The 25081-nt window shown below is 65.2% G+C and carries 25 protein-coding genes; 14 read left to right on the forward strand and 11 right to left on the reverse strand.

The window, feature by feature from the left end; genetic code table 11:
- Window positions 1-76 precede the first annotated feature (76 nt).
- Both AC3ANW_RS15625 and AC3ANW_RS15630 read right to left on the reverse strand, forming a co-directional pair.
- Window positions 77-919 (reverse strand): alpha/beta fold hydrolase, encoded by an 843-nt coding sequence (locus AC3ANW_RS15625; protein WP_488341767.1) that lies wholly within the window; start codon window positions 917-919, stop codon window positions 77-79.
- A 228-nt stretch (window positions 920-1147) separates the two neighbouring features.
- A complete protein-coding gene (locus tag AC3ANW_RS15630) occupies window positions 1148-1672 on the reverse strand; it encodes a MarR family winged helix-turn-helix transcriptional regulator (protein ID WP_488341768.1) in 525 nt (174 codons plus the stop codon).
- A gap of 340 nt (window positions 1673-2012) precedes the next feature.
- Between AC3ANW_RS15630 and AC3ANW_RS15635 the strand changes: the two genes are divergently transcribed.
- From AC3ANW_RS15635 to AC3ANW_RS15655, 5 genes are all read left to right on the forward strand, one after another.
- Window positions 2013-3452, forward strand: coding sequence for a diguanylate cyclase domain-containing protein (locus tag AC3ANW_RS15635; RefSeq protein ID WP_488341769.1), 1440 nt, complete (start codon window positions 2013-2015; stop codon window positions 3450-3452).
- 26 nt (window positions 3453-3478) lie between these two features.
- Window positions 3479-4447: a tRNA dihydrouridine synthase gene (locus AC3ANW_RS15640; RefSeq protein ID WP_488341770.1), complete on the forward strand. Its 969-nt coding sequence runs from the start codon at window positions 3479-3481 to the stop codon at window positions 4445-4447.
- A gap of 34 nt (window positions 4448-4481) precedes the next feature.
- Window positions 4482-5267 (forward strand): polyphosphate kinase 2, encoded by a 786-nt coding sequence (gene ppk2 / locus AC3ANW_RS15645; RefSeq protein ID WP_488341771.1) that lies wholly within the window; start codon window positions 4482-4484, stop codon window positions 5265-5267.
- A gap of 82 nt (window positions 5268-5349) precedes the next feature.
- A complete protein-coding gene (locus tag AC3ANW_RS15650) occupies window positions 5350-6006 on the forward strand; it encodes a single stranded DNA-binding domain-containing protein (protein WP_488341772.1) in 657 nt (218 codons plus the stop codon).
- An 85-nt stretch (window positions 6007-6091) separates the two neighbouring features.
- Entirely contained in the window at window positions 6092-7459 is a 1368-nt protein-coding gene (locus AC3ANW_RS15655) for an esterase-like activity of phytase family protein (protein WP_488341773.1), read from the forward strand.
- A 7-nt stretch (window positions 7460-7466) separates the two neighbouring features.
- On the opposite strand, the gene AC3ANW_RS15660 is transcribed toward AC3ANW_RS15655, so the two are convergent.
- Together AC3ANW_RS15660 and AC3ANW_RS15665 are read right to left on the reverse strand one after the other, a co-directional pair.
- Window positions 7467-8348 carry an ion transporter gene (locus AC3ANW_RS15660; RefSeq protein WP_488341774.1) on the reverse strand — a complete coding sequence of 294 codons (882 nt, stop codon included), beginning with the start codon at window positions 8346-8348 and terminating at the stop codon, window positions 7467-7469.
- Between the two features lie 108 nt (window positions 8349-8456).
- Window positions 8457-10328 (reverse strand): methyl-accepting chemotaxis protein, encoded by a 1872-nt coding sequence (locus AC3ANW_RS15665; RefSeq protein ID WP_488341775.1) that lies wholly within the window; start codon window positions 10326-10328, stop codon window positions 8457-8459.
- 1 nt (window position 10329) lies between these two features.
- Between AC3ANW_RS15665 and AC3ANW_RS15670 the strand changes: the two genes are divergently transcribed.
- The 6 genes from AC3ANW_RS15670 to AC3ANW_RS15695 all read left to right on the forward strand — a co-directional run bounded on the left by AC3ANW_RS15670 (window position 10330) and on the right by AC3ANW_RS15695 (window position 14584).
- Window positions 10330-10731, forward strand: a complete 402-nt coding sequence (locus AC3ANW_RS15670) for a hypothetical protein (RefSeq protein WP_488341776.1) — start codon at window positions 10330-10332, stop codon at window positions 10729-10731.
- Window positions 10732-10839: 108 nt separating this feature from the next.
- Entirely contained in the window at window positions 10840-11310 is a 471-nt protein-coding gene (locus AC3ANW_RS15675; protein WP_488341777.1) for a hypothetical protein, read from the forward strand.
- Window positions 11311-11324: 14 nt separating this feature from the next.
- Entirely contained in the window at window positions 11325-11903 is a 579-nt protein-coding gene (locus AC3ANW_RS15680; protein WP_488341778.1) for a cell division protein FtsI, read from the forward strand.
- Between the two features lie 34 nt (window positions 11904-11937).
- Window positions 11938-12660, forward strand: coding sequence for a flagellar basal body L-ring protein FlgH (locus tag AC3ANW_RS15685; protein ID WP_488341779.1), 723 nt, complete (start codon window positions 11938-11940; stop codon window positions 12658-12660).
- 6 nt (window positions 12661-12666) lie between these two features.
- Window positions 12667-13266 (forward strand): chalcone isomerase family protein, encoded by a 600-nt coding sequence (locus tag AC3ANW_RS15690; RefSeq protein ID WP_488341780.1) that lies wholly within the window; start codon window positions 12667-12669, stop codon window positions 13264-13266.
- Between the two features lie 85 nt (window positions 13267-13351).
- The gene (locus AC3ANW_RS15695) at window positions 13352-14584 is read left to right on the forward strand and encodes a multidrug effflux MFS transporter (protein WP_488341781.1); all 1233 of its coding nucleotides are present in this window, start codon (window positions 13352-13354) and stop codon (window positions 14582-14584) included.
- Here the strand turns inward: AC3ANW_RS15695 and AC3ANW_RS15700 are convergent, their stop codons facing one another.
- From AC3ANW_RS15700 to orn, 3 genes are all read right to left on the reverse strand, one after another.
- Window positions 14585-16027, reverse strand: coding sequence for a sensor domain-containing diguanylate cyclase (locus tag AC3ANW_RS15700; protein ID WP_488345438.1), 1443 nt, complete (start codon window positions 16025-16027; stop codon window positions 14585-14587). It lies immediately after the preceding gene.
- 146 nt (window positions 16028-16173) lie between these two features.
- Window positions 16174-18021 carry a DEAD/DEAH box helicase gene (locus tag AC3ANW_RS15705; RefSeq protein ID WP_488341782.1) on the reverse strand — a complete coding sequence of 616 codons (1848 nt, stop codon included), beginning with the start codon at window positions 18019-18021 and terminating at the stop codon, window positions 16174-16176.
- Window positions 18022-18330: 309 nt separating this feature from the next.
- The gene (gene orn / locus AC3ANW_RS15710) at window positions 18331-18924 is read right to left on the reverse strand and encodes an oligoribonuclease (protein WP_488341783.1); all 594 of its coding nucleotides are present in this window, start codon (window positions 18922-18924) and stop codon (window positions 18331-18333) included.
- 109 nt (window positions 18925-19033) lie between these two features.
- On the opposite strand from orn, the gene AC3ANW_RS15715 reads away from it, so the two are divergent.
- Genes AC3ANW_RS15715 through rsgA form a run of 3 tightly spaced genes read left to right on the forward strand, consistent with a single transcriptional unit; the run spans window position 19034 to window position 21594 of the window.
- The gene (locus AC3ANW_RS15715) at window positions 19034-20272 is read left to right on the forward strand and encodes a M48 family metallopeptidase (protein WP_488345439.1); all 1239 of its coding nucleotides are present in this window, start codon (window positions 19034-19036) and stop codon (window positions 20270-20272) included.
- Window positions 20273-20275: 3 nt separating this feature from the next.
- On the forward strand, window positions 20276-20650 hold the full coding sequence (locus tag AC3ANW_RS15720; RefSeq protein WP_488341784.1) for a 4a-hydroxytetrahydrobiopterin dehydratase: 375 nt from the start codon (window positions 20276-20278) through the stop codon (window positions 20648-20650).
- Window positions 20647-21594: a ribosome small subunit-dependent GTPase A gene (rsgA, locus tag AC3ANW_RS15725; protein ID WP_488341785.1), complete on the forward strand. Its 948-nt coding sequence runs from the start codon at window positions 20647-20649 to the stop codon at window positions 21592-21594. The genes AC3ANW_RS15720 and rsgA overlap by 4 nt, the downstream gene beginning before the upstream one ends.
- A 7-nt stretch (window positions 21595-21601) precedes the next feature.
- On the opposite strand, the gene hisC is transcribed toward rsgA, so the two are convergent.
- From hisC to rplS, 4 genes are all read right to left on the reverse strand, one after another.
- Complete coding sequence (gene hisC, locus AC3ANW_RS15730; protein ID WP_488345440.1) at window positions 21602-22681, reverse strand: histidinol-phosphate transaminase; 1080 nt, start codon at window positions 22679-22681, stop codon at window positions 21602-21604.
- Between the two features lie 66 nt (window positions 22682-22747).
- The gene (locus AC3ANW_RS15735; RefSeq protein WP_488341786.1) at window positions 22748-23740 is read right to left on the reverse strand and encodes a CobD/CbiB family protein; all 993 of its coding nucleotides are present in this window, start codon (window positions 23738-23740) and stop codon (window positions 22748-22750) included.
- A 61-nt stretch (window positions 23741-23801) separates the two neighbouring features.
- Window positions 23802-24527, reverse strand: coding sequence for a CoA pyrophosphatase (locus AC3ANW_RS15740; RefSeq protein WP_488341787.1), 726 nt, complete (start codon window positions 24525-24527; stop codon window positions 23802-23804).
- 105 nt (window positions 24528-24632) lie between these two features.
- A complete protein-coding gene (gene rplS, locus AC3ANW_RS15745) occupies window positions 24633-25022 on the reverse strand; it encodes a 50S ribosomal protein L19 (RefSeq protein WP_488341788.1) in 390 nt (129 codons plus the stop codon).
- Between the last annotated feature and the right edge of the window lie 59 nt (window positions 25023-25081).

Raw genomic sequence — 25081 nt, forward strand, 5'->3', positions numbered from 1 at the left:
AACGGGCGAGGCGGCTAGCCGGTGCATGACGCAGTCCGAAGCAAGGACCGAACCCGCGTCACGGGCGGCGCCGGATTCAGGGGTCGAGGGTGGCGCCGAGGAAGGAACCGAAGGCCTGGTAGAAGCCTTCTTCGTTGTCCCACGGAATCATGTGGCCGGCATCGGCCACCCGGACCTCGTTCAGGCCGGGCATGGCGATTTCCATCTCGAAGACATCGTCCTCGCTGACCACACCGCCGCGCTCCGCGGTCACCAGCAACACCGGCACATGCAGCCTTGGCAGGTCGGCGTGGATGTCGTCGGTGTGGAAACCCTCGAAGCTGGTGACCACCGCGCGTTCGTCGCAGGTGTGCAGCCATTCGGCGCGCAGGTGCAGCTGTTCGTCGGTCCAGCTGGGGCAGAAGGCCCGCATGCCGTCGGCGTCGGTGCCCTGGCGCGAGAGTTTCATCGAGTCGATGTACCAGGACAGCGCCGCCGGATACGGCCGGCGGCCGGGGCCGGACACCGGCGGGTCGACCAGCACCAGCCGGTTCAGGCCGGCCGGTTGCTGCACGGCGGCGCGGATGGCGATACGCGCACCCATCGAATGGCCGACCGCCGACCAGTGCGCCAAGCCCAGCGCGGCTGCGAAGGCATTCAGGTCGGCGGCCTGGGCGTCCAGGCTGTAGTCCATGTCGGGCGTGGTTTCGGTCAGGCCGCGGCCGCGTACGTCCAGCACGTAGGTGTCGAAATGCAGGCCCAGGCGTTCACCGACGAAACCCCAGGTGATGGCGGGGCTGGTGATGCCCGGGATGACGATGACCGCGTCGCGATGGGCACGCGGGCCGGCCCGGCCGCCGTAACGCAGGAAATGCTGGCGTATGCCGTTGGCCGAAACGTGGCCGCCATAGAGAAAAGTGCTGTCCTGATGGGGGGTCATGGCTTTCTGGGAGTCCTGGTGGTGGGGTCAGGGCGATTTCAGCACGGACTCAGGCCATTGTCCGTCGGCGAGAATAATCCTAGCGCACACACTCTATTTGATCAATAAACGAATGCGCTTCAAAAATGTGCATTACCGAATAAATAACGCATCAATAAGGGGAATACGCCCCAATTTGGCGAAAACCTCAATCGACAGGCATTGCATTATTTAGAGTGTTCACACTCTTTATGGGGCGATATCGCCGACCTCGCCCGGGCCGCTCATCTTCTGCAGCAGAAACAGCAGCGCCAGGCGCTCCGCCGGATTCATGTCGCCGAAAGTGGCTTCGGTGATACCGGCCGCGAACGGAACCATCTCGCGCACCAGGGCCTCGCCGGCAGCGGTGGCACGGATCAGCACCTTGCGTTTGTCGGCAGGGTCATGCGATACGTCGATCAACTGGCGGCCCTTCAAGCGGTCCACCACACCCCGCGCCGTGCCCTGGTCGATGGCGGTCGCCCGCACCACGTCGTTGAGCGAACACGACTCCCGCTCATGCACCGCGCACAGCACCACGAACTGGGCCGCCGTCAGCTGCGAATCCGGAATGCCCTGCTGGAAGATCGCCACATGCCGCTGATACGCACGGCGGAGGAGATGGCCGACCTGCTGCGAGAAGTCATAACGCTGCAGTGCGGCATCGGCATCGGCGGCGGTGGAAGTCGCCGCGCCGGCGACGGACGGCGGAGTCTGCGAGGGGCGCTGGGTCATGGCGGCAAGGTCGCGTGAGGGACGGGAAGACAGGGATCTGGATTCAAAGCCTAACACCCACCACGCCGCCGCAGCTGTCGCGCATGAATGACACGCTTCTAACAATTTGGCGCTTGTGTGGTCCTATACTGGGGACGGCGAGAACCCGCGTCCATACCAGCGACCGGACTCGTAGACGCAGCCCCCAACTTTTGAGACGACGGAGAGTTACGTTGCTGAGTTGCAGCCAGGAAGACATCGTGAGCGAGACGAGCGATCGGGCTTCAAGGGTGTCGCGCCGCTACCGCTCATGGGCGCCGTCGGCCCGGACATCCAGAGGCTTCGTCGCGAGGGAGACCGCATGGACGGCGGGATAAAACCTCTCTCGGCCGAACGACGGCTCATCTATTTCCTGGTGCCTTTCCTGATCGCCTTCCAGATAGGCGGTTTCGTGCTGATGTGGTTCGCCAACCGCAAGATCGCCACGGACAACCTGGAAGACGAACTCAATTCCAGCGCCCAGGTCTTCAAGTACGCGGTGGCGCAGCGCAGCGAATACCTCAAGCAGTCCACCGAGCTGGTCGCCAAGGATTACGGGTTTCGTGAGTCGGTCAGCAGCAGCAACCGCGCCACCATCGAATCCGCGCTCAAGAACCAGAGCGTGCGCATGGGTTCCAGCCTGGTGGTTCTGTCCGACCTGAACGACAAGGTTCAGGGCAAGTCGATTTCGCAGACCACCGGTTTCCTGGCCGACTATCCCGGCCTGGCCGACAGTTCGCTGTCCAGCCAGATCCAGCGGCTGGGCGGCGGCCAGAGTTCGCTGCAACCGCTGACGCTGGACACCGACGTCCACGTGCTCTACCAGTGGGTCAAGACCGTCGTGCGCTCGCCGGCCCCCACCGCTCACCTGTCCTTCGCCTTCAAGATCGACGACCAGATCGCATCGCAGTTCCGGCAAATCACCAATTCGGACTTCGTGTTCCTGACCCGCGAAGGCACCGGCCCGTGGATCGTCCAGGCGTCATCCTTCGACTCCGAACTGCAGGGCGAGATGGTGTCGCAGTTCACCAGGCTCAACGAGGGTTTCTGGACCCTCGAAGCCGGCAAGACCCGTTACCGCATGCTCACCGTGGACCTGGGCGCCAGCGATGGCTCGCGGGTGGTGGCCGTCGTCGGCAAGTCCTTCGAGCAGGCCATGTCCACTTTCGTCAAGCTCGAGCAGATCTTCGGCGTGCTGATCCTGTTCAACGTGCTGCTGTCGGTCACCGCGGTGTACCGGGTCACCAACAAGATCGTGGCGCCGCTCGACAAGGTCGCCTACCAGGACAGCCTGACCCGGCTGGCCAACCGCCGGCTTTTCGAGCTGAACCTGCAACTGGCCTCCGAGAACCTGAAAGCGCTGGGCCGCGGCTACAGCCTGATGGTGATGGACCTGAACAAGTTCAAGGCCATCAACGACACCCTCGGCCATGCCGCCGGCGACCAGGTGCTGCAGGAAGCCGCCCGGCGCATCCAGGGCGTGCTGCGTTCGTCCGACACCGTGGCCCGCCTGGGCGGCGATGAATTCGCGGTGCTGCTCATCACCAACGACCGCCACAAGGCCAGCGAAATCGCCACCATGATCGTCGAGCGGGTCAAGCAGCCGATCACGCTGGCCGACGGCAAGCTGGTCGAGGTGGGCGTGAGCATCGGCATCGCCCGTTCACCCGAGAACGGCACCGTCACCGACGAACTGCTCCACCTGGCGGACGAAGCCATGTACGCAGCCAAGGTGCGGGCCTGCGGCTTCACTTTCTCCTGAGCGGCGGCGGCGACAATCGTCGCCCCATGCAGCCCACGCCCGCCCTGATTCTTCTCGCCCCGATGGAGGGCCTGCTCGACTTCGTGCTGCGCGACATCCTGAGTCGCGTCGGCGGGGTAGACCGCTGCGTCTCGGAGTTCATCCGGGTGACCGACACGGTGCTGCCCGACCGGGTGTTCCTGCGTTATGTGCCCGAACTGCTGAACGGCAGCCGCACACCGGCCGGTACGCCGGTCAGGCCGCAATTGCTGGGGTCGGACCCCGGCTGGCTGGCCGGCAACGCACACGCGCTGGCGCGGTTGCAGCCAGAGGGCATCGACCTGAACTTCGGATGCCCGGCCAACATCGTCAACCGGCACGGCGGCGGGGCTGCCCTGCTGGACACACCCGAACTGCTGTTTGCCATCGTTTCGAAAGTCCGCAGCGCCGTGCCGGCCCACATTCCGGTGTCGGCCAAGATGCGCCTGGGCGTGCGGGACGGCAGCCGTGCCGTGGAATGCGCCCGGGCACTGGCCGAAGCCGGCGCCTGCGAACTGGTGGTCCACGCCCGCACCAAGACCGACGGCTACCGGCCGCCGGCGTACTGGGAAAACATCCCTGCGATCCGCGCCGCCGTGTCCGTGCCCGTGGTGGCCAACGGCGAGATATGGACGGTTGAAGACGCGCTGCGTTGCCGCGAGGTCTCCGGCGGCCGGGCGCTGATGCTGGGGCGCGGCATCGTCGCCGACCCGGGCCTGGCATGGGCCATCCGTCGGGCCGACGGCGAGCCACGCACCGCCGACGCCGACTGGGCCACCCTGCGCCCGCAGCTCGATGCCTTCTGGGCCGTCATCAGCCACCATTTCCCCGGTCGCCAACGCGTGGGCCGCTTGAAACAATGGCTCAACCTGCTGCGGCGGCGGCACCCCGAAGCGGAAGCTGCTTTCCAGCAGATCCGCACGCTGACCGACCCGGTGGCGGTCGATACCTGGATGGCGGCTCAGCTTCAGGGCTGACCGTAGACTTTCCGATCCGACACCCGAGGCCACCATGAAAACCATCTCGCGCAACGACTACGAAGAACAACTCGAACCGCTTCAGATCGAACTGGCCCGCGCCGCGCGATGGGTGGCGGCCACCGGCCAGCGGGTGCTGGTCATCTTCGAAGGCCGGGACACGGCCGGCAAGGGCGGCGCCATCTCGGCGGTGTCCGAGCATCTCAACCCGCGCCAATGCCCCATCGTCGCGCTGCCCAAGCCGACCGAACGCGAATCCGGCCAGTGGTATTTCCAGCGGTATGTCCCGCACCTGCCGTCAGCCGGAGAGATCGCGCTGTTCGACCGCAGCTGGTACAACCGCGCCGGCGTCGAGAAGGTGATGGGTTATGCCACCCACGAACAGGTCAAGGCCTTCCTGAAACAGGTGCCGGTGTTCGAGCGCATGCTGGTGGACGACGGCATATTGCTGTTCAAGTACTGGCTGGGCACCGACCAGTCCGAGCAGGAAGAACGTTTTGCAGAACGCCATTCCGATCCGCTCAAGCGCTGGAAACTCTCGCCGGTCGACCTCGAGGCGCGCCATCACTACGACGACTACACCGAGGCGCGCGAGGCCATGCTCGAAGCCACCCACAAACGCGCCACGCCGTGGACGCTGGTCGACTTCAATGACCAGCGGCTGGGCCGGCTCACCCTGATCCGCGACCTGCTCGACCGGCTGCCCAGCAAACGGGTGAAGGAAGAACCCGCTCCGCTGAACGCGCTCAAAGGAAAACCCCTGAAGGAGCACTACAAGGCGGTGCAGCCGCTCAAGCCGGCGAGACTGACCAAGCCCTGAAGGGCCCTGGCTTCGCGTTACACGCCCGGCGCGTCGAACTGGTTCAATGGGCGTCCCAACGCAACCACAATCCATGCACAACATGCGCCACCCCCTGCTTTCTTCCCTCGCCCTGGCCGCCGGCCTGGCCCTGTTCGGTGCCGCCGGGATCGGTGCGGCGCAAGCCCAGACCATGGCCACTCCGGCCGTAGCCGAAAAACCGGTGCGCCTGCGCGGCACCATCGAGAAGGTCGATGCGGCCACCATCACCCTGAAGGAACGCGGCGGCGAAACCGTGGTGCTGCAGCGTGCGCCCGACATGCCGGTGGCCGAGGTCTACGCCATCACGCTGGCAGACATCAAGCCCGGCAGCTACATCGGCACGGCCGCCCTGCCCCAGCCCGACGGGAGCCAGCGCGCCATCGAGGTGGTAGTGTTCCCCGAAGCCGCACGCGGCACCGGCGAAGGCCATTACGCCTGGGACCTGATGCCGGAAAGCACTATGACCAACGCCACCGTCGAAGGCATGGCGGCGGCCCCGGTCAACGTGCCCGGCGGCCAGAAACTGGTGCTGAAGTACAAGGGCGGCGAAAAGACGGTGATCGTGCCCGCCGACGTGCCGGTGGTGACCTTCCGCCCCGGCACGCCCGACCTGCTGATGCCCGGCGCCAAGGTGCTGATCAACGCCCAGATGAAGGACGGCAAACCCACCGCGCTACGGGTGAACGCCGGCCGGAACGGTTTCACGCCGCCCATGTAAATCCGGAGGGCCAGGCCGCGTCATGACGCGGTCATCAGCGGCGGTGATGGTCCGGGGTTCCTTTCAAAGAGCTTTCGGATCCAGCATGAAACGCTTCGCCCTGACCCTGACCTTCGCGGCCGCCGCCGCCGTCGCCGCAGCCGCGGCCACCAGCGCCAACGCCCAGACCCAGACCGTCTTCCCGGCAACCCTGTCGGGCCACGCCGTGCTGCCGGCTTTGTCGTTCGTGGCGACACCCAAGGACGCACCCGCCGACCTGCAGCTCAGCGGCAAGTTCAGCAACGGCAAACGCACCGAAGCCGTGGGGACCGTCGAAGGAGTGTCGTACGGTCGCGGCACCGGTGTCTCGCTGCCCTTCATGGGTCAGCCGCTCCAGGGCCATTCGGGCATCAAACGCATGGACGACGGCAGCTTCTGGATCCTCACCGACAACGGTGCCGGCGCCAGGGCCAACTCGCCCGACTTCATGCTGTACCTGAACCACTACAAGATCGATTTCAAGAACGGCAAGTTCCATCGCCTGGCCACCGTATTCCTGCACGATCCGGACAAGAAGGTGCCTTTCCGCATCGTCCACGAAGGCAGCAAAACACGTTACCTGTCCGGCTCCGACTTCGACCCGGAAAGCTTCCAGTTCGCCGGCGGCGCCTTGTGGATCGGCGAGGAATTCGGCCCCTACCTGATCAAGGCGGACCTGAAGGGCAAGATCCTGGCGGTGTACGACACCCTGGTCGACGGCAAACCCGTGCGGTCGCCCGACCACCCTTCGGTGACCACGCCCGGCGTGCCCGGCGGTGTGGTCGACTTCCAGGTCAAGCGCTCGAAGGGTTTCGAGGGCATGGCCGCATCGAAGGACGGCAGCAAGCTGTATGCGCTGCTAGAGGGCCCGGTCTGGAATGCCGAGGCCAAGGATTTCGAACGGGTCGACGGCAAGGAAACCCTGCGGATCCTCGAATGGGACGTCGCTGCTGAAAAATGGACCGGCCGGCACTGGAAATATCCGCTCGAGGCCAACGGCAACGCCATCGGCGACTTCAACATGATCGACGGCGACACCGGCCTGATCATCGAACGCGACAACGGAGAAGGAACCTCCGACAAGGCCTGCCCGGCGGAGCAGAAACGCAGCGACTGTTTTCATGACATCGCCAAATTCAAGCGCATCTACAAGATCGAGATGACCGATGCAAACGTCGGCGCGCCGGTGCGCAAGATAGGTTATGTAGACCTGCTGGACATCGCCGACCCGGACAAGCTGTCACGCAAGCCGCTGAACGACGGCGTGCTGAAGTTTCCGTTCTTCACCATCGAAAACGTCGAAGTGGTCGACGCCCGCCACATCGTGGTCGGCAACGACAACAACCTGCCGTTTTCCAGCAGCCGCGAGCCCAACAGGGCCGACGACAACGAGCTGATCCTGCTGGACGTAGGCAACTTCCTGCAGGCGCGCTGACCGGTCGTCAGTCGCCGCGCGGCAGCGACAGGCTGGCGCCGCAGTCGCTGCAATAACGGGCGGCGGCGGCATGGCCGGCGGTGCCGCAGTGGGCACAGGTCTGCAACTGCCCTGCCCAACGGGCTCGCTGGGCGCTGAACTCGGAACTGACGATCCCGGTCGGCACCGCCAGCGTGCCCCAGCCCAGCAGCATCATGGCCGATGCGATGGTGCGGCCGGTGGCGGTGACCGGCGCGATGTCGCCGAAACCCACTGTCGTCATGGTGGTGATGGCCCAGTAAACACCCACCGGAATGCTTGTGAAACCATGCGCCGGACCTTCGACCACATACATCAGAGTGCCCATCACCACCACGACCAGCAGCACGAAGGACATGAACACCGCGATCTTGCGACGCGAGGCGGCCAGGGCCTCGGTCAACGCCCGGTATTCGGCCACGTACTGGCTGAGCTTGAGCACCCGGAAGATGCGCAGCAGCCGCAGCACCCGCACATCGACCAGCGCATAGACACCCGGCACCAGCACCGCGACGTAGGTGGGCAGCAGCGCCAGCAGGTCGATGATGCCCAGCAAGCTGCGCATGTAACGCGCCGGTCGCCGGACACACAGCAGGCGGCAGACGTATTCGGCGGTGAAAGCCAGGGTGAAAAACCATTCCAGCGTGTTGAACACGCCGCGCCAGCGGGCATGGATGGAGGCCACGCTGTCCAGTGCGACGGTAGTCACGCTGGCCAGGATGAAACCGATCAGCACCAGGTCGAACAGTCGTCCGGCAGCCGTGTCGGATTCGAAGATGACGCAATAGAGCCGCAGCCGCCAACCGCCTTCCGGGCGGCCGAAACGTTCGGCGGAATCTTTGGCGGGCGTTGGCATGGAACTGAGTTGCATGCCGCTAGTGTGATCGACGGCGGCCCGGGGTTCCAGGCCCGGCCCCGGATCAGTGCCGGACGGAGCAGGATATCGGCCAGGCCGCCGCGCAGCGCGGCTGCGGCAGACTCAGAAGGTTTCCCAGTCGTCGTCCGACGCAGCCGAAGAAGACACCGGTGCCGCAGCCGGCGGCTGGGTGCGGGTGGTGGCCGACGGCAGCCGGCGGGCTGGTGAGGTGGCGGGCGGTGTAGCCGCAGCGGAGGTTGCGGTGGGTTTGGTGGCAGCGGCTGCCGACGCGGGTGCCGGTGCCGACGTGGACGGTCGCTTCAGCGCCGGAGCCACCGAAGCCACCGGAGCCTTGGGTGCCGCGGACGCCGTAGCGGGGCGAGGCGCGCCGGCCGGCGCCAATGCGCGCGCCGCAACGGCGGAAGGGACCTGGGAAGGCGCATGTGCGACATGCGCCATGCCCGACAGCTTGAAAACCGCCACCGATTGCACCAGCTGCTCGGCCTGCGAACGCAGGCTGGCGGCGGCCGCCGCGCTTTCCTCGACCAGCGCGGCGTTCTGCTGAGTGGCCTGGTCCATCTGGGTAACCGCCTGGCCGACCTGCGCCACGCCCGAACTCTGTTCCATGCTGGCGGCGCTGATCTCGCCCATCAGGTCGGTGACACGGCGGATCGCCGACACCACTTCCTGCATGGTGCTGCCCGCCTGGTCGACCAGCGCGGTGCCCTGCTCCACCCGCTCGACACTGGTGCCGATGAGGCCCTTGATCTGCTTGGCAGCGTCGGCGCTGCGCTGCGCCAGGCTGCGCACTTCGCTGGCGACCACCGCGAAACCGCGGCCCTGTTCGCCGGCCCGCGCGGCTTCGACCGCAGCGTTCAGCGCCAGGATGTTCGTCTGGAAGGCAATGCCGTCGATGACACTGATGATGTCGGAGATCTTGCGCGAGCTCTCGTTGATGCCCTTCATGGTGTCGACCACGCGGGCCACCACTTCGCCGCCCTCGACCGCCACGTTGGTGGCGCCCTGCGCCAGCTGGTTCGCCTGCTGGGCGTTGTCGGAGTTCTGGCGCACGGTGGAGCTCAGTTCTTCCATCGATGCGGCGGTCTGCTGAAGCGCGGAGGCCTGTTGCTCGGTACGGCCCGACAGGTCGTTGTTGCCCTGTGCGATCTGCGCGCTGGCGGTGGCCACGCCTTCGGCATTGGAACGCACGCCGGACACCACACGGCCCAGGTTGGCCTGCATGGCATGCAGGGCGGCCAGCACTTCGGCGGCTTCGTCGCGACCGGCCGTGTCGATGTTTTCGGTCAGGTCACCCTCCGCAATGCGGCGTGCGCTGATGGCTGCCTGGCGCAGCGGCAAGGTGATCGAGCGCGACAGCGTGAAAGCGAAAAAGGCGCCCAGCAGCACGGCCAGCACGCCCGCACCGATCAGCAGTTTCTGGCCTTGGGCGGCATCGGCTTCCGCGGCGGCGAGAGACTCGTCGTAGAGTTTCTTCTGGCGCTCCTGGAAGACCTGGATCGTTCCGACGTAGGCGTTGTTGAGCGGAATCAGGCTATCGATGGCCGCGGATACATCCTCGCCGCCGATTTTGCGTTTCATCAGTTCGGCGCGCGGCGTGCGATAGGCCTCGCGTGCCGTATCGATGGCGGCCAGCATCGACTTGCCGGTGGGAGTCACCACCAGCTTCACCAGTTGATCCCGCAGGGCTGCGGTGCGGCTCGACGTGGCGTCCATGTCGCGCTGGAAAGCCGCGACGTTCTCGACCGGGCCGGTGAGCGCCGCACGGGTGCGCATGCCGTTGAGCGCCACGGTGCCGAGCCATTCGGCCGCGATCTGCTGCTTGGCGTTGTCGTCGGTCGCCATGGAATGCATGTGGGTCGCCAGCTGGTTGAGCCGGCACACACCCAGCGTGGTGCTGAGCACCAGGATCAACAGGATGACGCCGAAGGCCATTCCGAGACGGGGGCCGATTTTGAGGTTTCGAAGTGCGCTCACGATGTTCCTTCTTGCGGCTTCGCCACGGATGTTCCGCGCGATGGTAACCAATGGTCGGGTAGTTGCACGCACCTTGGTGGAGCGGCGCGACAGGGCATGGTGGAAATGCCTTGCGCCCCGGCGGTCGGCCTGCCGGACATTTTGTGTCGACCAAGTACACGAAGGTAAAGGAGAAATATCGGCAGGCCCACTGGGAAAACAACTTCCACGCCACACTTTTTTACCCGTTTTGTCTGTTCAATATATCGGCAGCGACGCCATTAATTATCAAACCGCATACGGACGTATCGTTTGGATGAAGTTGCCGCACCACCACGTATCAGGACAGTCGATTCTTATCCTGATCGTCTCTGAAAATTATCCATTTATTATCTTTATTGCATCTCTTTTGACATATATCTGAATAAGCCGCGAATTAACCTCGATTTGACCGATTTATCTCCCAGTGGCGAATCGGAGGGCCCACCTACGATCCAACCCATCGATTAACCCAGTCACCGAGGACTTATTCATGACCAGCATCAGTTCCATCGCCGGAATCAATCCGGCCCAGTATGTTCGCAGTGCCACGGGCGTCGCGCCGGCAGAAGGCGACTATGAAACCAACGCGAAGATGTACGGCCCCGTCGCGGCCACCGCCATCGGCGCGGCAGACGCGGTCGGATCGGCCGCCAGTTCGGTCGTGTCCTTCAGCTCGGAAAGCCTGCAGAAACTGGGCGATGCCATCGAGTCGGGGTACGACGCGGTGAAGAGCGGCATCAGCAACGTGACCACCGGCATCGGAACGTTGGCCCAGGAAGGCGCCGACACCATCGAGGCGGCTTACGACGACGTGGCCAGCGCGGTTTCCAGCGTCACCGACGGCATCAGCGATGCAGCCGGTTCGGTCACCGACACGGTGAGCTCGGCACTCGGATCGGTGAGCCAATACGCCGCACTGGGCTTGGCTGCCGGCAAGCAGCTGATCAGCGAAATCGCCTGAGAGACCTGCCCGCCATGCCAAGCCTTCGATTCGCCCCTGCGGCCGTGGCCGGCTTCGTGCTGTGCCTTGGCGGCTGCTCGGTCGTCACCCCCGAACCCGTCTGGGAACTCACCAAGGCGACCGCCAGCGTGGTCAGCCTGGCCATGTCGGCGGCGCCCAGCCGGTCGAGCGACACCATCCGGCATTTCAAGGGCGGAGTCGAAGAGGTCTGCATCCGCTTCAACCCCGACACCCAGGTGGCGGACATCGTGCCCGCCCTTCAGGCCGAACTGCGCACCCACAACATCGACAGCCGTGTCTACGACAGCGGCATGTCGGCCGACACCTGCCGCGTTTGGCTGAAGTACATGGCGCAGATCGACTGGGACACCCCGCCTTTCGACAACCAGTACCGACCGTTCGTGCGGCAGGCGGCGTTGTCGCTGCGCTCTGCCAACGGTCAGGTGCTGTCGACCAGTCATTACCAGATCGAAACCGGCTTCGCCAAGGGCAAGTGGACTTCCACCCGAGAAAAACTCGCGCCGGTGGTGACGGCGCTGCTGACCGGCGTCGATACCCAGGCCGTCACACCGACGACCGCCAGCCACCGATAGACCGGCCCGGCCCAGACCTTTTTTCAGGAAAACCATGAACCGAATCGACTCTTCCCACCGCGCACCGGCGCGCCTGGCAGCGGCATCCGCGCTGGCCGCCATCGCAATGCTCGGCGGCTGCACCGCCACGCCGCCCAGCATCATGAACGGCCCGGTCGCCGCCATGCCCAACGCCGCGCCAGCGTTTGTGGAGCGGGTGAACAACGGCTCGATCTACCAGCAGAACATGAACATGGCCGCGCTCTACAACGGTCGCCGCAAACCACGCTTCGTCGGTGACAGCCTGAAGGTGGACATCTCGGAATCGACCAGCGCCAGCAACACCGTCAAGACCGAGACCAGCCGCAAGAACGCACTGGCCAACAAGGGCCCGGGCACGGCCAGTTCGAACAAGGGCCTGATCAACCAGATCATCAACCTCGACGCCACCGCTTCCGGCAGCGATTCCTTCGCGGGCAACGGCACCAGCACCAACACCAGCAGCTTCACCGGCCAGCTGGCGGCCACCGTCATCAACGTGCTGCCCAACGGCAATCTGCTGGTAGCCGGCGAACGCAGCGTGGCCATGAGCAACGGCGTCAACACGCTGCGTTTCTCCGGCATCGTCGACCCGAAGGATTTCACGCAGGGCAACGTGGTGGCCTCGGCCGACGTGGTGAACGCTCGGCTCGAAGTGGTCGGCAAGGGCGACGTTTCGGAAGCAAGCTCGCGCAGCTGGCTGCAGCGCCTGCTGACCAACCAGCTGTCCGTGTGGTAAGCCGCCATGAAATCCCGCCTGGGAATCTCTTTGGCTGCCGCCGCCTGCGCGGTTTTTTCCGCCGGCTTCTGCGAGCCGGCTGCGGCCAGCACCACTGTCGAGGGCGTGGCGCTGGAGGAGTCGGCAACCGTTGGCGGCACCACACTCACCTTGAATGGCGCGGGAGTCGGCACGCGGCTGATGTTCAAGGTGTATGCGATGGGGCTGTACCTGCAGACGCGGGCCAGCGACGCCCGCGATGCCATGTCCGTCGACGGCCCGAGGCGCTTGCGCATCGTCCTGCTGCGCGACGTCAGCGGCGAGGATTTCGACGACGCAATCACCAGTTCGGCAGCCGATGACAAGGGCTGCGACCCCGGCATCAGCGAACAGATGGTGCGCCTGGGCCGCGCCATCGCCCGCCAGCCGCAAGGCTTGCGCAAGGGCGACATCCTGACGCTGGACTGGGTGCCCGGCATCGGCACCGTAATCGAGCTCAACCGCCGGGCGCTGACCGAACCGATGCGCGACGTCGCTTTCTATCAGGCACTGCTCAATATCTGGCTGGGTGACAAACCGGCCGACTCGCGGCTGAAGACCCGCCTGCTGGGACGCGTCAAGTCCTGACGCAGCAACAAGGGGCGTCGTCCGGCAAGGCCGGCCGGAGGGCGCGGGGTACCATCGCGCCCTTTCGCCTTTGCCCCGTTCGCCCATGCATCCCGACGCCGCCACTCTCTGGAAATCACCGCAGTGGATGCTGGCGCTGCTGCTGGCGGCGCTGACGATGGTCGGTCCGTTTTCGATCGACACCTACATCCCGGCCTTCGCCGGCATCGCGCAGGCGCTGCATGCCACCCCTGTGCAGATGCAGCAGACGCTGTCGGCCTATCTCTTCGGTTTTGCCTTCATGGGGCTTTTCCACGGCGCGTTGTCGGACAGCTTCGGTCGTCGCCCGGTGGTGCTCTGGGGCATGGCCGCTTTCGCCCTGGCTTCCGTGGGATGCGCCCTGTCGCGCAGTGTCGAACAACTGATTCTGTTCAGGGCCCTGCAGGGCGTTTCGGCAGGTGCCGGCATCGTCGTGTCGCGGGCCGTGGTGCGCGACATGTTCGCCCCGGCACGGGCGCAAAAGGTGATGAGCCAGATCACCATCTATTTCGGCATCGCGCCCACCATCGCGCCCATCATCGGCGGCTGGTTCCTGGTCCTGCTGGGCTGGCAGAGCGTGTTCTGGTTCCTGGCCTTCGTCGGCGCGGCGCTGTGGCTGGCCAACTGGCGGCAGCTGCCCGAAACGCTGCATCCCACGTTCCGCCAGCCCTTTCGTTTCCATCACTTGATGCGTGGTTATCGCCAGCTGTGCGTCAGCCCGCGTTTCCTGCTGCTGGTGCTGGTCAGCGGAGTGCCTTTCAACGGCATGTTCCTGTATGTGATGGCTGCACCGGCCTGGCTGGGGGGACATCTCGGCCTGGCGCCGACGCAGTTCTTCTGGCTGTTCCTGCTGATCATCGGCGGCATCATGGCGGGCGCCTTCCTGAGCGGACGGCTGGCCGGCAAGGTCGCGCCGGTGGCGCAGATCAAGCTCGGTTTCCTGGTGATGGCGGCGGTCTCCGTCCTGAACCTCGTGGCCAATATGTCGTTCGAACCCCAGGCCTGGTGGGCGCTGCCGCCGATCGGCGTGTTCTCGTTCGGCTGGGCGCTGGTATCGCCGGCCACTACCCTGCTGGTGCTCGACCTGTTCCCGCTGCGGCGCGGCATGGCGTCGTCACTGCAGGCCAGCGCCACATCGGTCGCAAACGGCCTGACGGCAGGCGTGCTGGCGCCACTGGTGATGGAGTCGACCATTGGACTGGCCGTGGGCGCCGCCGCCATGATGGCGGTGGGCCTGATGTCATGGACGGTACTACGCAGCCGCTGGCCGGCGACCGGGCGGGCGGTGCAGGAAGGCTGATCAGCGAGGTCCGCGCCGCCGGTCGGGTGCGCCGGCCTTGGCGTAGAACTCGGCCTTTTCCTGGTACATCGCCTTGTCGGCACGCAGCAGCATCGCCTCGACCTGGTCGCCCGAATTGCAGTGGGCGATACCGATCGACAGGCTCAGCTGCAGGCCCCGGTCGCCGCCGTAGAACTGGTTGTTCATGTCGAGCAGCGTCTGGATGCGCTCCTTCATGTGCTGCGCGCCGCGCTCTTCCACGCCGGGCATCAGCACCGCGAACTCGTCGCCGCCGATCCGAGCCGCCACCGAAGGCGCATCGACCGCCTTGGTCAGCACCTCGCCGATACGGCGCAGCAAGCTGTCGCCGGCGGCATGGCCGTTTTCGTCGTTGGCCTGCTTCAGGCCGTTCATGTCGATCACCAGCACCGACAGCGGCCACGGACCCTTGCGCGCCAGGCGCGCGAGTTCTTCGGTGTAGAAGGTACGGTTGCGCAACTGGGTCAGCACGTCGTGTTTGCCCAGGTATTCGAGGTAGGCCTCCGCCTTCTTGCGGGCGGTGATGTCGACCAGCGACACCAGCACCAGGTCCCAGCGGTCCTGGTGGCCATCCATCACCGAGAACTGCATGTGGATGTTGACCAGTTCGCCGGTCAGAGAATAGTTGACCACCTCGCGCTGCTGCAGGGTCTTGCCGTCCCATAGTTCACGCAGCTGCTCCGAAAAGGATTCGTGCATCTCGTCGCGGAAGATGCGACCGGTGTTGCGCAGCAGTTCGTCCTTGTTGCGGGCGCCGAACATGCGCAGGGTTTCGTTATTGACGTCGATCACCCGGATTTCCTGCATGCAGCGCGTGACGAACTCGGAATGCACCTTGATGAAGGTTGCGAAATCGCGGATGCCCTGCCCGCGCGCCTCGTCGATCAGCGCCTTGACGCTGCTGAAATCTTCCACCCACAAGGACACCGGCGAATGCTCGAACAGGCTGCGGGCATATTGCTCGCTGCTGGCGATGGCGCGCTGGGCCTCGGCACGGGCGGTGGTGTCTTCCAGCGAGATGAGCACCCGGTCCCATTCGGCTTCGTGGCCCGGCAATATGCGCGCCCTCACCTGAACGTCGAGGCGGCGGCCGTCGAGCGTGTAGTTGACGGTCTGGTTCTCGAAACCCATGGCGCCGGCCCATAGCTGGCACAGCTCGTTGATGACGCTGTCCGCCATGTCGCCGCGAAAAACTTCGGACAGGCGCGCCACCAGCATCTCCTGGCTGGCCGCGGCAAACAATTGCAGCGTGCGGGCGTTCACCCGCAGCACCTTGAGGCTGGCCATACAGGCCTGGCGCCGGCGCGGGTCGGATTCGAGCCATGAACGCAGGTCGGTGACACCGTCCGCCTGCCAGCCATCCAGGATTTTCTTCAGGCCGCTGAAGTCCTCCAGCCAGAGGGACACCGGCGCGAGTTCGAACATCGACTCGAAATCGGCGGATGAGGACAAGGTTGTCAAGACGCGGGCTCCAGAGCAAAACTCAAAACCCTCGATTGTGCGCGAGAGTCACGTCGGACATGAAAAAGGGCAGCTTTCGCTGCCCTCCGTGTGCTCAGGTAATCCGAAGATCAGCGAGCGGTGCGGGGTGCGCGTGCATCACGCGGCTGGTATGGACGGCCGGCAGGTGCCGGCCGAGCGCCGCCGGCCGGGCCGCGCGGAGGACGGCTGTCGCCGCCACGGGCACCGAAGCCGTCCTGACGACCGCCGCCGAAGCCTTCACCACCACGACCGCCGCCGAAGCCTTCTTGCCGACCGCCGAAATCTTGACGCGGAGCACCGAAGCCACCGCCTTCAGGACGCGGGCCGCGCGGTGCCGGACGGGCGCCGAAGCCCTCCGAACGGCCGCCACGGTCGCCGAAAGCCGGCTTGCGGGCGTAGTCGCGGCCTTCGCCGCCACCACCGAAATTGCCGCCGCCGAAACCGCCACCGCCAGGACGACCGCCGCCGCGCGGGCCGCCACGGTCATTGCCGCGAGGACGTTCGGGCGTGAAACGCGCCTGGGGTTCGAGGCCGACGATGACGTCCGCCTTGAAGGTCTGGCGGCTGTAGCCTTCGATGTCGAAGATCTTGCGGCGATCGCGGAACTCGGCGAAGGTCACGGCGATGCCGTCGCGACCGGCACGGCCGGTACGGCCGATACGGTGGGTGTAGTCCTCGGCCTTCATCGGCAGACCGAAGTTGAACACGTGGGTGATGGTGGGCACGTCGATGCCGCGGGCTGCGACATCGGTTGCCACCAGGATTTGCACCTGGCCCTGGCGCAAGGCCATCAGACGGCGATTGCGCAGGCCCTGGCTCAGGGCACCGTGCAATGCGACGGCCGAGAAGCCTTCTTGCTGCAGGTCGTTGGCCAGGCCGTCGCACTCGACCTGGGTGCTGGCGAAGACGATGGCCTGGTTGATGGTGGTGTCGCGCAGCCAGTGGTCGAGCATCTTGCGTTTGTGCTGGGCGTTGTCGGCCCAATACAGCTTCTGCTCGATGTTGGCGTGCTTTTCCTGCGGCGAATCGATGGTGATGCGCTGCGGTTCACGCATCACGCGCTGGGCCAGTTGCTGGATGCGCGGCGCGAAGGTGGCGCTGAACATCATGGTCTGGCTGCGTTCGACGGTCAGCTGGTTGACTTCGGCGAGATCGTCCGAGAAGCCCAGGTCGAGCATGCGGTCGGCTTCGTCGACGACCAGGAACTTGACCTGGTCGAGCTTGAGCTGTTGCGAGCGTTGCAGGTCCAGCAGGCGGCCCGGGGTGGCGACCACCAGGTTGGCGTTCTGCAGGCGTGCGATTTGCAGCTGGTAAGGGATGCCGCCGACGACATTGGCGATACGCAGGCCGCGGCAATGACGCACCAGGTCGATGGCGTCGTTGGCAACTTGCTGGGCCAGTTCACGGGTCGGGCACAGGATCAGGGCGCCGGGAGCGGCAGCCTTGAAGTGGCGCGGGTTGGTGGGGTCCTTGCGGCGGGCCTTCTTCGGCACTTCTTCGCCACGGGCGGCGGCTTCGGCGACGGTGCGCTCGAATTCGGCCCGTTCGTCGGCTTCGGCCTTTTCCTGGGCGCGCAGGAGGGTGTGCAACACGGGCAGGAGGAAAGCTGCGGTCTTGCCGGAGCCGGTCTGGCTGGAAACCATCAGGTCGACGAAACGGCCGGCGCCTTCGGTGCCGGTGTCCATCGCGAGCGGCACGACCTTGGCCTGCACAGCGGTCGGGTCGTTGTAGCCGAGGTCGGCAACGGCTTGCACCAGTTGCGGAGCCAGGCCCAGCTTGGCAAAGCCTTCGCCTGTGGCCTTGACTTCGACGACAGTTTCCGCTTCGACGGAAACGTCGTTGCCGGTTTGGTCGGAGGCGGAGTTGAATTCGGAAGAATCGGTGGATTCGAATTGGGCAGGCACGAACGTGTCCTGCACGGCGAGCGTGTCAGTCATGGATATAGCTTTCAAGCGCAAGCGCTGCAGGGCAATGGATGCCTGCAGGTGCTTCGCGGATGGTTGGCAAAAACATCAACCATCAAACGAAGCCTGCGCGACCTGGTGCACCTTGATCGGTGCTGAGGCGTTGCGGGGGGCCGTCTATTGCAGAGACTTTGGAAGCGTCTGCGGGGCCCGGTGCATGAAGGGAGATGCGGATGTAGCGAGACAGACCCGTAGGTTGCTATCTGCGCAGCCAGCGATTATTGCACAGGACCGGGTTTTCCCGCAAGGGGTGCAAACCCGAATTCATGACTGCCTGATGACTTATTTTTCGACGGGCACCTGCAGGAAGTGCTTGCGGTAGTGCGCCAACTCTTCGATGGACTCATGCACGTCGGCCAGCGCCGTATGTTTTTGCGCCTTCTTGAATGACGAAACGACATCGGGACGCCACCGTTTGCCCAGTTCCTTGAGCGTGCTGACGTCTACATTGCGGTAGTGGAAAAAAGCTTCCAGCTTCGGCATGTACTTCACCAGGAAACGGCGATCCTGGCCGATGCTGTTGCCGCACATGGGTGCGGTGCGTTTGGGCACGTATTTCGACAGGAAGTCGATCAGTTGTTGTTCGGCTTCAGCCTCGGTGACGGTGGATGCCCTCACCCGATCGGTGAGCCCGCTGCGGCCGTGGGTACCCTGGTTCCAGGCATCCATCAAGGCCAGCGTCTCGTCGCTCTGGTGGATGGCGAAAACCGGACCTTCGACACGCGGCTCGAGGTTGGGGCCGGTGACGACGACGGCGATCTCGATCAAGCGATCGGTGTCGGGCTCCAGGCCGGTCATTTCACAGTCGAGCCAGACCAGATTCAGATCTGACTTGGAGAGGACCACGGGGGATGCGGGGATGTTGACTTCGGACATGGCTGCGATTGTCGCCCATGGCCTACACTGCGCCGCCATGCAGCCCGCAACTCCCCTCGAAACCGCCCTGCCCGCCACCAACTTTTACCTGGAGTACGCCTTTGCGCTGATGGTGCTTTTCGGCGTGGCCCTGGTGTTGTCGCTGGCCGTCAAGTTCTGGCTGGCCTCGCGCCAGATGCGGCATGTGGCGCAGCACCGCGAAACCGTGCCCGCCGCCTTTGCCGGCCGCATCACCACAGAGGCCCACCACAAGGCTGCCGACTACACCATCGCCAAGTCGCGCCTGGGCCTGGCCGAACTCTCCGTCGGGACCGTGGTGGTGCTGGGCTGGACGCTGTTCGGCGGGCTGGACCTGCTGAATGAATCCATCGCGTCGGTGATCGAGCCCGGCATGGTTCAGCAACTGCTGCTGGTAGCTGCGTTCGTGGTGATCGGCGCCATCATCGATTTGCCTTTTTCCATCTATCGCACCTTCGTGCTGGAACAACGTTTCGGTTTCAATCGCACCACCCCGGCGTTGTGGCTGGCCGACATGCTGAAGGCGACCTTGCTGGGTACGCTGATCGGCCTGCCGATCCTCGCGCTGGTGCTGTGGCTGATGGGCGCGGCGGGCACGCTGTGGTGGCTTTGGGCATGGGCCGCCTGGATGGGGATCAACCTGCTGCTGCTGGTGATCTACCCGACCCTCATCGCACCCCTGTTCAACAAGTTCAAGCCGCTCGAAGACGAGACACTGAAGAGCCGTGCCAGCGCCCTCATGCAGCGCTGCGGCTTTGCCGCCAAAGGTTTTTTCGTCATGGACGGCAGCCGCCGCAGTGCGCATGCCAACGCCTATTTCACCGGCTTCGGCGCGGCCAAGCGGGTGGTGTTCTACGACACCCTGCTGCAACGTCTCTCGCCCGACGAGGTCGATGCGGTGCTGGCCCACGAGCTGGGGCACTTTCACCACAAACACATCCCCAAACGCATCGTCACCATGGCGATCGGCTTCCTGGCCGGCTTCGCCCTGCTGGGCTGGCTGTCGGGCGCGCCCTGGTTCTATCTGGCGCTGGGAGTCATGCCCAACGGCGTAGGCCCTAACGACGCGCTGGCGCTGCTTCTGTTCATGCTGGCGCTGCCGGTTTTCACCTTCTTCCTGTCGCCGCTGTCGGCCGGCATGTCGCGCCGCGACGAGTTCCAGGCCGACGCCTATGCCGTCGCCCAGACCGGCCGCACCGCCCTGCCAGAGGCGCTGCTGAAGCTGTATGAAGACAACGCCGCCACCCTTACGCCCGATCCGCTGTTCGTGCGTTTCTATTATTCGCATCCACCCGCTTCGCAGCGGCTGGCGCGCATGGCCGGAGCCTGACCGATGAGCAACACACACGATCTGAAACAACAGGACTGGGCGACCCAGGCACGCCGGGCGCTGGGCCCGGTCGAGGTGGTGTCCCGCCTGGCGCAACTGCCCGGCTGGAAGCTGACAGGTGATGGCGCCGATGTGGCCATCGAGAAGACCTACAGCTTCCGCGATTACTACCAGACGCTGGCCTTCGTGAATGCGCTGGCGCTGATCGCCCACCGCCATGACCACCACCCCGACCTGCTGGTGCGTTACGGCAGCTGCAACGTGCGCTTCAACACCCACGATGTGAAAGGCCTGTCGCTTACCGATTTCGATTGCGCCGCAGCCGCCGAGGCCCTGCTGGCACCGCCTGCTCCTGCTGCTGCGACGGCCGCCGCATGACCACACGCATCCAGCAAACGACCGGCCTGGACGAAGGCCTGGTGGTGGCTGCGCACGGTCGCCATTGCGTGGTCGAAAGCCCGGACGGCGAACGCCGCATCTGTACCCCACGCGGCAAGAAAAGCCAGGCCGTCGTCGGCGACCGGGTGCTGTGGCAGGCGCCTCCACCCGGCCAGGGCGACGGCGGTACGGTCGAGAAAGTGGTGCCTCGCCGCAACCTGTTCTATCGCCAGGACGAGATGCGCACCAAGTCCTTCGCGGCCAATCTCGACCAGGTGCTGATATTGATGGCCGCCGAGCCGGAGTTCTCGGCGATGCAGCTCTCGCGCGCATTGATCGCGGCCGAAGCCGAGCGCATCGTGCCGATCATTGCACTCAACAAGAGCGACCTGGTCGAGCCTTTTGCCAAGGCGTGGGAACGGCTGCTGCCCTATCGAAAGGCAAAGTACGGGGTGCTTCCGCTCTCGTTGACAGCGGCCCCGGATGCCGACCACGAAGAGCTGACCAAACTTCTGCGCGGCAAGACCACGTTGGTGCTGGGCCCCTCGGGCGCTGGCAAGAGCACGCTCATCAACCTGATGGTGCCAGGCGCGCTGGCGCTGACCGGCGAGATTTCCCAGGCGTTGAATTCCGGCAAACACACGACCACCAGCACCAGCTTCTACTGGGTTCCCGACGCAGGCGCGCCACCGCGCAGCACCGGCATCATCGATTCACCGGGGTTCCAGGAATTCGGCCTGTATCACATAGCGCCGACCGATCTCGCCAACTGCATGCCCGACATCAAGGTCCATGCGGGCGAGTGCCGGTTCTACAACTGCAGCCACCTGCACGAACCCGGCTGCGGCGTTCGCACCGCAGTGGAACAGGGCGAGATCGACGCGCACCGGTACAAGATATACACCGAACTGCACGCCGAACTCAGCGAACCGAAACGTTACTGAAGCACGCTTACCGAAGCACGGTCCGCAAGGCGTCCACCAGAATGCCGCACTGCTCCGGCGTGCCGATGCTGATGCGCAGGTGCTGGTCGATGCGCGGCAGCGAGAAATGCCGCACCAGCACACCCTTGGCCCGCAGGCCGGCGGCGATCGCCTTGGCGTCATGGTCCGGATGGCGCACGAAGACAAAGTTGGCCTGCGACGGCAGCACCTCGAAACCCATGTCCTCCAGTTGCAGCGCCAGACCTTCGCGCGTGTCCATCACCGCGCGCCGGGTGGTGTCGAAGTGGGCCTCGTCCTCCATGGCGGCCACCGCGCCGGCAAGCGCGAGGCGGTCCAGCGGGTAGGAGTTGAAGCTGTTCTTGACCCGCTCCAGCGCCTCGATCACCGGGCGTTGCGCGCAGGCGAAACCCACGCGCAAACCGGCCAGCGAACGTGACTTGGACAGCGTCTGGACCACCAGCAGGTTGGGATATCGCCCGACCAGCGACAAGGCGCTGATGCCGCCAAAATCGACATAGGCCTCGTCGACCAGCACCAGCCGCTGCGGATGCAGCTGCAGCAAGCGCTCGATGACGGCAAGGGGCAGGCCTTCCCCGGTCGGCGCGTTGGGGTTGGCGATGACCACGCCGGCCACCGGCTGGTCGGCCCGGCGGGCAAAACCCTCGATGTCCACGCTCAGGTTTTCGTCCAGCGCGACAGTCTCGCAGGGAATGCCGTAGAGCCCGCAGTACACCTTGTAGAAGCTGTAGGTGATGTCCGGAAAGAGCAGCGGCGCGCCTTCTTGCTGGAAGAAGGCGAAGAACGCATGGGCCAGCACTTCGTCCGACCCGTTGCCGACGAACACCTCGTCCACCGCCAGGCCGTGGCGGGTAGCGACGGCACGACGCAGCGCGGTCGAATCAGGATCGGGATACAACTGCAGGTTCTCGACCGCGGCGGCACGGATCGCCTGCACCGCGGCCGGCGACGGCGGGTACGGGTTCTCGTTGGTGTTGAGTTTGGTCAGCCGCTCGATCTTGGGCTGTTCACCGGGCACGTAGGGCACGAGGCCGGCTACCACCGGGCTCCACCAGGGCGGCGGGGTCATTGACACGTTGAGCACTCCTGAAAACGAAAAAGGCGCCGGTTGACGGCGCCTCCTGATAAAAAAAGATCAGCCCAGCAGGCGGGCGAAACTGAGCAGCGCGAGCAGGCCGACCCATACGACCACCGAACGCCACACCAGCCCGACGACCTGGGCGAGATGCGCGCTTTCCGGCGGGCGACCCGGGGTGCTGGGACTGTCGGCACTGTCGTCCACCGGACCGGCATCGGGGAACGTGCTTTCTCCGCTGGCCCGCAAGGCACTGCCACCCAGTCTTACGTCGATGGCACCGGAGGTGGCCGCCAGGATCACGCCGTCGTTGTCGTTGGGGAAACGCTGCGCGTGGTAACGCCACCCCTCGATGGCTTCTTCGAAATTGCCGACCACGGCCAGGCTGAGCGCAGTCATGCGGGCTGGCAGCCAGTCGATCACCGTCCAGCACACGGCGGCGGTGCGCTGCAGGGCCGGGCTGGCGGTTTGCGTACCCGCCCGGACGCGCTGGTTACGGGCGCTCCAGTAACGCGCGGCGAATTCGGACAGGCGATACAAGACCGCGCCCGCAGGCCCGAGGCCACAGGCTGCCAGGATGGAGAAACAGGCCAGCACACCGAACACATGACGGTGCGCCGCCAGCATCGAATATTCGATGACGTGCCGCACCACTTCGCTGCGCGGCAACTCGCTGGCATCGACCTGCTGCCATTGCGCCAGCAGTTCGCGGGCGCGCATCTCGTCGCCGTCCAGCAGCGCGTCGCGGATGTCGGTGAAGTGATGGCTGAACTGGCGGAAACCCAGCGTCAGGTAGAGCACAGCCACATTCCACAGCAGCGCGAAAGGCCAGCCCAGGCCCCATAGCAGCAGGGCGTGGATACCGAACACCACCGCCGTCGGCACCAGCACAGCCACACACCAGGCGACCCAGCCGTGGTGGATGCGGCCCGCATCGAAATTACGGCTGGCGGAAAGGGCCCAGGCGCGCAGGCCGCCATGGATCGGGTTGGCACTGGACAAGGGCCGCGCCTGCTCCAGCAGCAGGGCGACCAGGATGGCGAAAAAACTCATGGGGCGATCATATCGGCGTCGATGGGATGCTCGGGCGTGTGGCCGGTCGGGCGACCCCGGCTCAGCTCGACAGGAGGCGGTAGAGGTTGCGCAGCATGGCCGCGGTGGCGCCCCAGATGAAATGCTCCTTGCCGGAGGCCGGATCGATCCAGGGCATCGACAGCCATTCGCGTCGGCCGTCCGGCGCATCCATGCGGTGGCGCCGGTGTCGGGCCGGGTTCATGAGGAAATCCAGCGGCGCCTCGAATACATCGGCCACCTCGAATGGGTTGGGTTTCAGCACGAAACCCGGCGAGACCAGCGCCACCACGGGAGTGACCACATAGGCGGACACGGTGCCATAGGCCGGCAACTGGCCGAGCACCTCGACGAAGGACGCCTCGAGGCCGACCTCTTCCCAGGATTCACGCAGCGCGGTACCGACCGCACCATCGTCTTCAGGGTCGGTGCGGCCGCCAGGAAACGCCACCTGCCCCGAATGGCTGGACAGGTGTGTGGTGCGTTCGGTCAGCAGCACGGTGGCACCCGAGGGTCGCAACACGATGCCGATCAGCACCGCCGCCGGCCGCAACGTGCGCCCGCCCGGCAGTGGATCGCGCGCCATGTCGGGCGACCACACCGGCTGGTTCGCCAGGCGCTCACGCAACGCCGCCGCGGTCATGCGGCCGGCAGGCACCGGCGGCAGATGCGCGTCCACCTCGGCCACCGGCACCTCGCGCGGGTCGAAGCCCGGCACGCTCGACAGGGGAACCGAGGCCTGAGGATCGTTCGGCGGTACTTGCGTCATGGATACGACAGAAAACGGGAAAGACAAAACAAAAAGCCGCTGCGCGGGAAGCGGCAGCGGCTTTTGAAGGTGACGCCGGAAGAACCGGGGCCACGCAGCGGGCGATTAAGCTGCTGCGGGTGCTGCCACCTTGACGCGGGAAGGCAGCTTTTCCTTGATACGCGCCGACTTGCCGCTGCGTTCACGAAGGTAGTACAGCTTGGCGCGGCGGACATCACCACGACGCTTGACTTCGATCGAAGCGATCAGCGGGCTGTAGGTCTGGAAGGTGCGTTCCACGCCTTCGCCGCTGGAGATCTTGCGAACGGTGAAGCCGCTGTTCAGGCCGCGATTGCGCTTGGCGATCACGACGCCTTCGAAGGCCTGCACACGCTTGCGGGTGCCTTCGACGACGTTCACGCTGACGATCACGGTGTCGCCAGGGGCGAACACGGGGACCGTCTTGCCCAGACGGGCGATTTCTTCCTGCTCGAGGATTTCGATGAGATTGGCCATATTGCTCTGCTTGATGTTCCCGGATCTTGCTCGGCTGCACAAAAGGCGTCTGGCTCGAT

This window comes from Xylophilus sp. PBN-3R (assembly GCF_057747805.1).

Coding starts and splice junctions, on each gene's coding strand:
- AC3ANW_RS15705 (WP_488341782.1), bottom strand. CDS start 18,021: ATGACTGACACGCTCGCCGTGCAGGACACGTTCGTGCCTGCCCAATTC.
- AC3ANW_RS15695 (WP_488341781.1), top strand. CDS start 13,352: ATGCATCCCGACGCCGCCACTCTCTGGAAATCACCGCAGTGGATGCTG.
- hisC (WP_488345440.1), bottom strand. CDS start 22,681: ATGACCCCGCCGCCCTGGTGGAGCCCGGTGGTAGCCGGCCTCGTGCCC.
- AC3ANW_RS15740 (WP_488341787.1), bottom strand. CDS start 24,527: ATGACGCAAGTACCGCCGAACGATCCTCAGGCCTCGGTTCCCCTGTCG.
- rsgA (WP_488341785.1), top strand. CDS start 20,647: ATGACCACACGCATCCAGCAAACGACCGGCCTGGACGAAGGCCTGGTG.
- AC3ANW_RS15650 (WP_488341772.1), top strand. CDS start 5,350: ATGCGCCACCCCCTGCTTTCTTCCCTCGCCCTGGCCGCCGGCCTGGCC.
- AC3ANW_RS15690 (WP_488341780.1), top strand. CDS start 12,667: ATGAAATCCCGCCTGGGAATCTCTTTGGCTGCCGCCGCCTGCGCGGTT.
- AC3ANW_RS15680 (WP_488341778.1), top strand. CDS start 11,325: ATGCCAAGCCTTCGATTCGCCCCTGCGGCCGTGGCCGGCTTCGTGCTG.
- AC3ANW_RS15655 (WP_488341773.1), top strand. CDS start 6,092: ATGAAACGCTTCGCCCTGACCCTGACCTTCGCGGCCGCCGCCGCCGTC.
- rplS (WP_488341788.1), bottom strand. CDS start 25,022: ATGGCCAATCTCATCGAAATCCTCGAGCAGGAAGAAATCGCCCGTCTG.
- AC3ANW_RS15660 (WP_488341774.1), bottom strand. CDS start 8,348: ATGCAACTCAGTTCCATGCCAACGCCCGCCAAAGATTCCGCCGAACGT.
- AC3ANW_RS15670 (WP_488341776.1), top strand. CDS start 10,330: ATGTTCCTTCTTGCGGCTTCGCCACGGATGTTCCGCGCGATGGTAACC.
- orn (WP_488341783.1), bottom strand. CDS start 18,924: ATGTCCGAAGTCAACATCCCCGCATCCCCCGTGGTCCTCTCCAAGTCA.
- AC3ANW_RS15630 (WP_488341768.1), bottom strand. CDS start 1,672: ATGACCCAGCGCCCCTCGCAGACTCCGCCGTCCGTCGCCGGCGCGGCG.
- AC3ANW_RS15625 (WP_488341767.1), bottom strand. CDS start 919: ATGACCCCCCATCAGGACAGCACTTTTCTCTATGGCGGCCACGTTTCG.
- AC3ANW_RS15635 (WP_488341769.1), top strand. CDS start 2,013: ATGGACGGCGGGATAAAACCTCTCTCGGCCGAACGACGGCTCATCTAT.
- AC3ANW_RS15685 (WP_488341779.1), top strand. CDS start 11,938: ATGAACCGAATCGACTCTTCCCACCGCGCACCGGCGCGCCTGGCAGCG.
- AC3ANW_RS15720 (WP_488341784.1), top strand. CDS start 20,276: ATGAGCAACACACACGATCTGAAACAACAGGACTGGGCGACCCAGGCA.
- ppk2 (WP_488341771.1), top strand. CDS start 4,482: ATGAAAACCATCTCGCGCAACGACTACGAAGAACAACTCGAACCGCTT.
- AC3ANW_RS15700 (WP_488345438.1), bottom strand. CDS start 16,027: ATGTTCGAACTCGCGCCGGTGTCCCTCTGGCTGGAGGACTTCAGCGGC.
- AC3ANW_RS15735 (WP_488341786.1), bottom strand. CDS start 23,740: ATGAGTTTTTTCGCCATCCTGGTCGCCCTGCTGCTGGAGCAGGCGCGG.
- AC3ANW_RS15715 (WP_488345439.1), top strand. CDS start 19,034: ATGGTGCTTTTCGGCGTGGCCCTGGTGTTGTCGCTGGCCGTCAAGTTC.
- AC3ANW_RS15675 (WP_488341777.1), top strand. CDS start 10,840: ATGACCAGCATCAGTTCCATCGCCGGAATCAATCCGGCCCAGTATGTT.
- AC3ANW_RS15640 (WP_488341770.1), top strand. CDS start 3,479: ATGCAGCCCACGCCCGCCCTGATTCTTCTCGCCCCGATGGAGGGCCTG.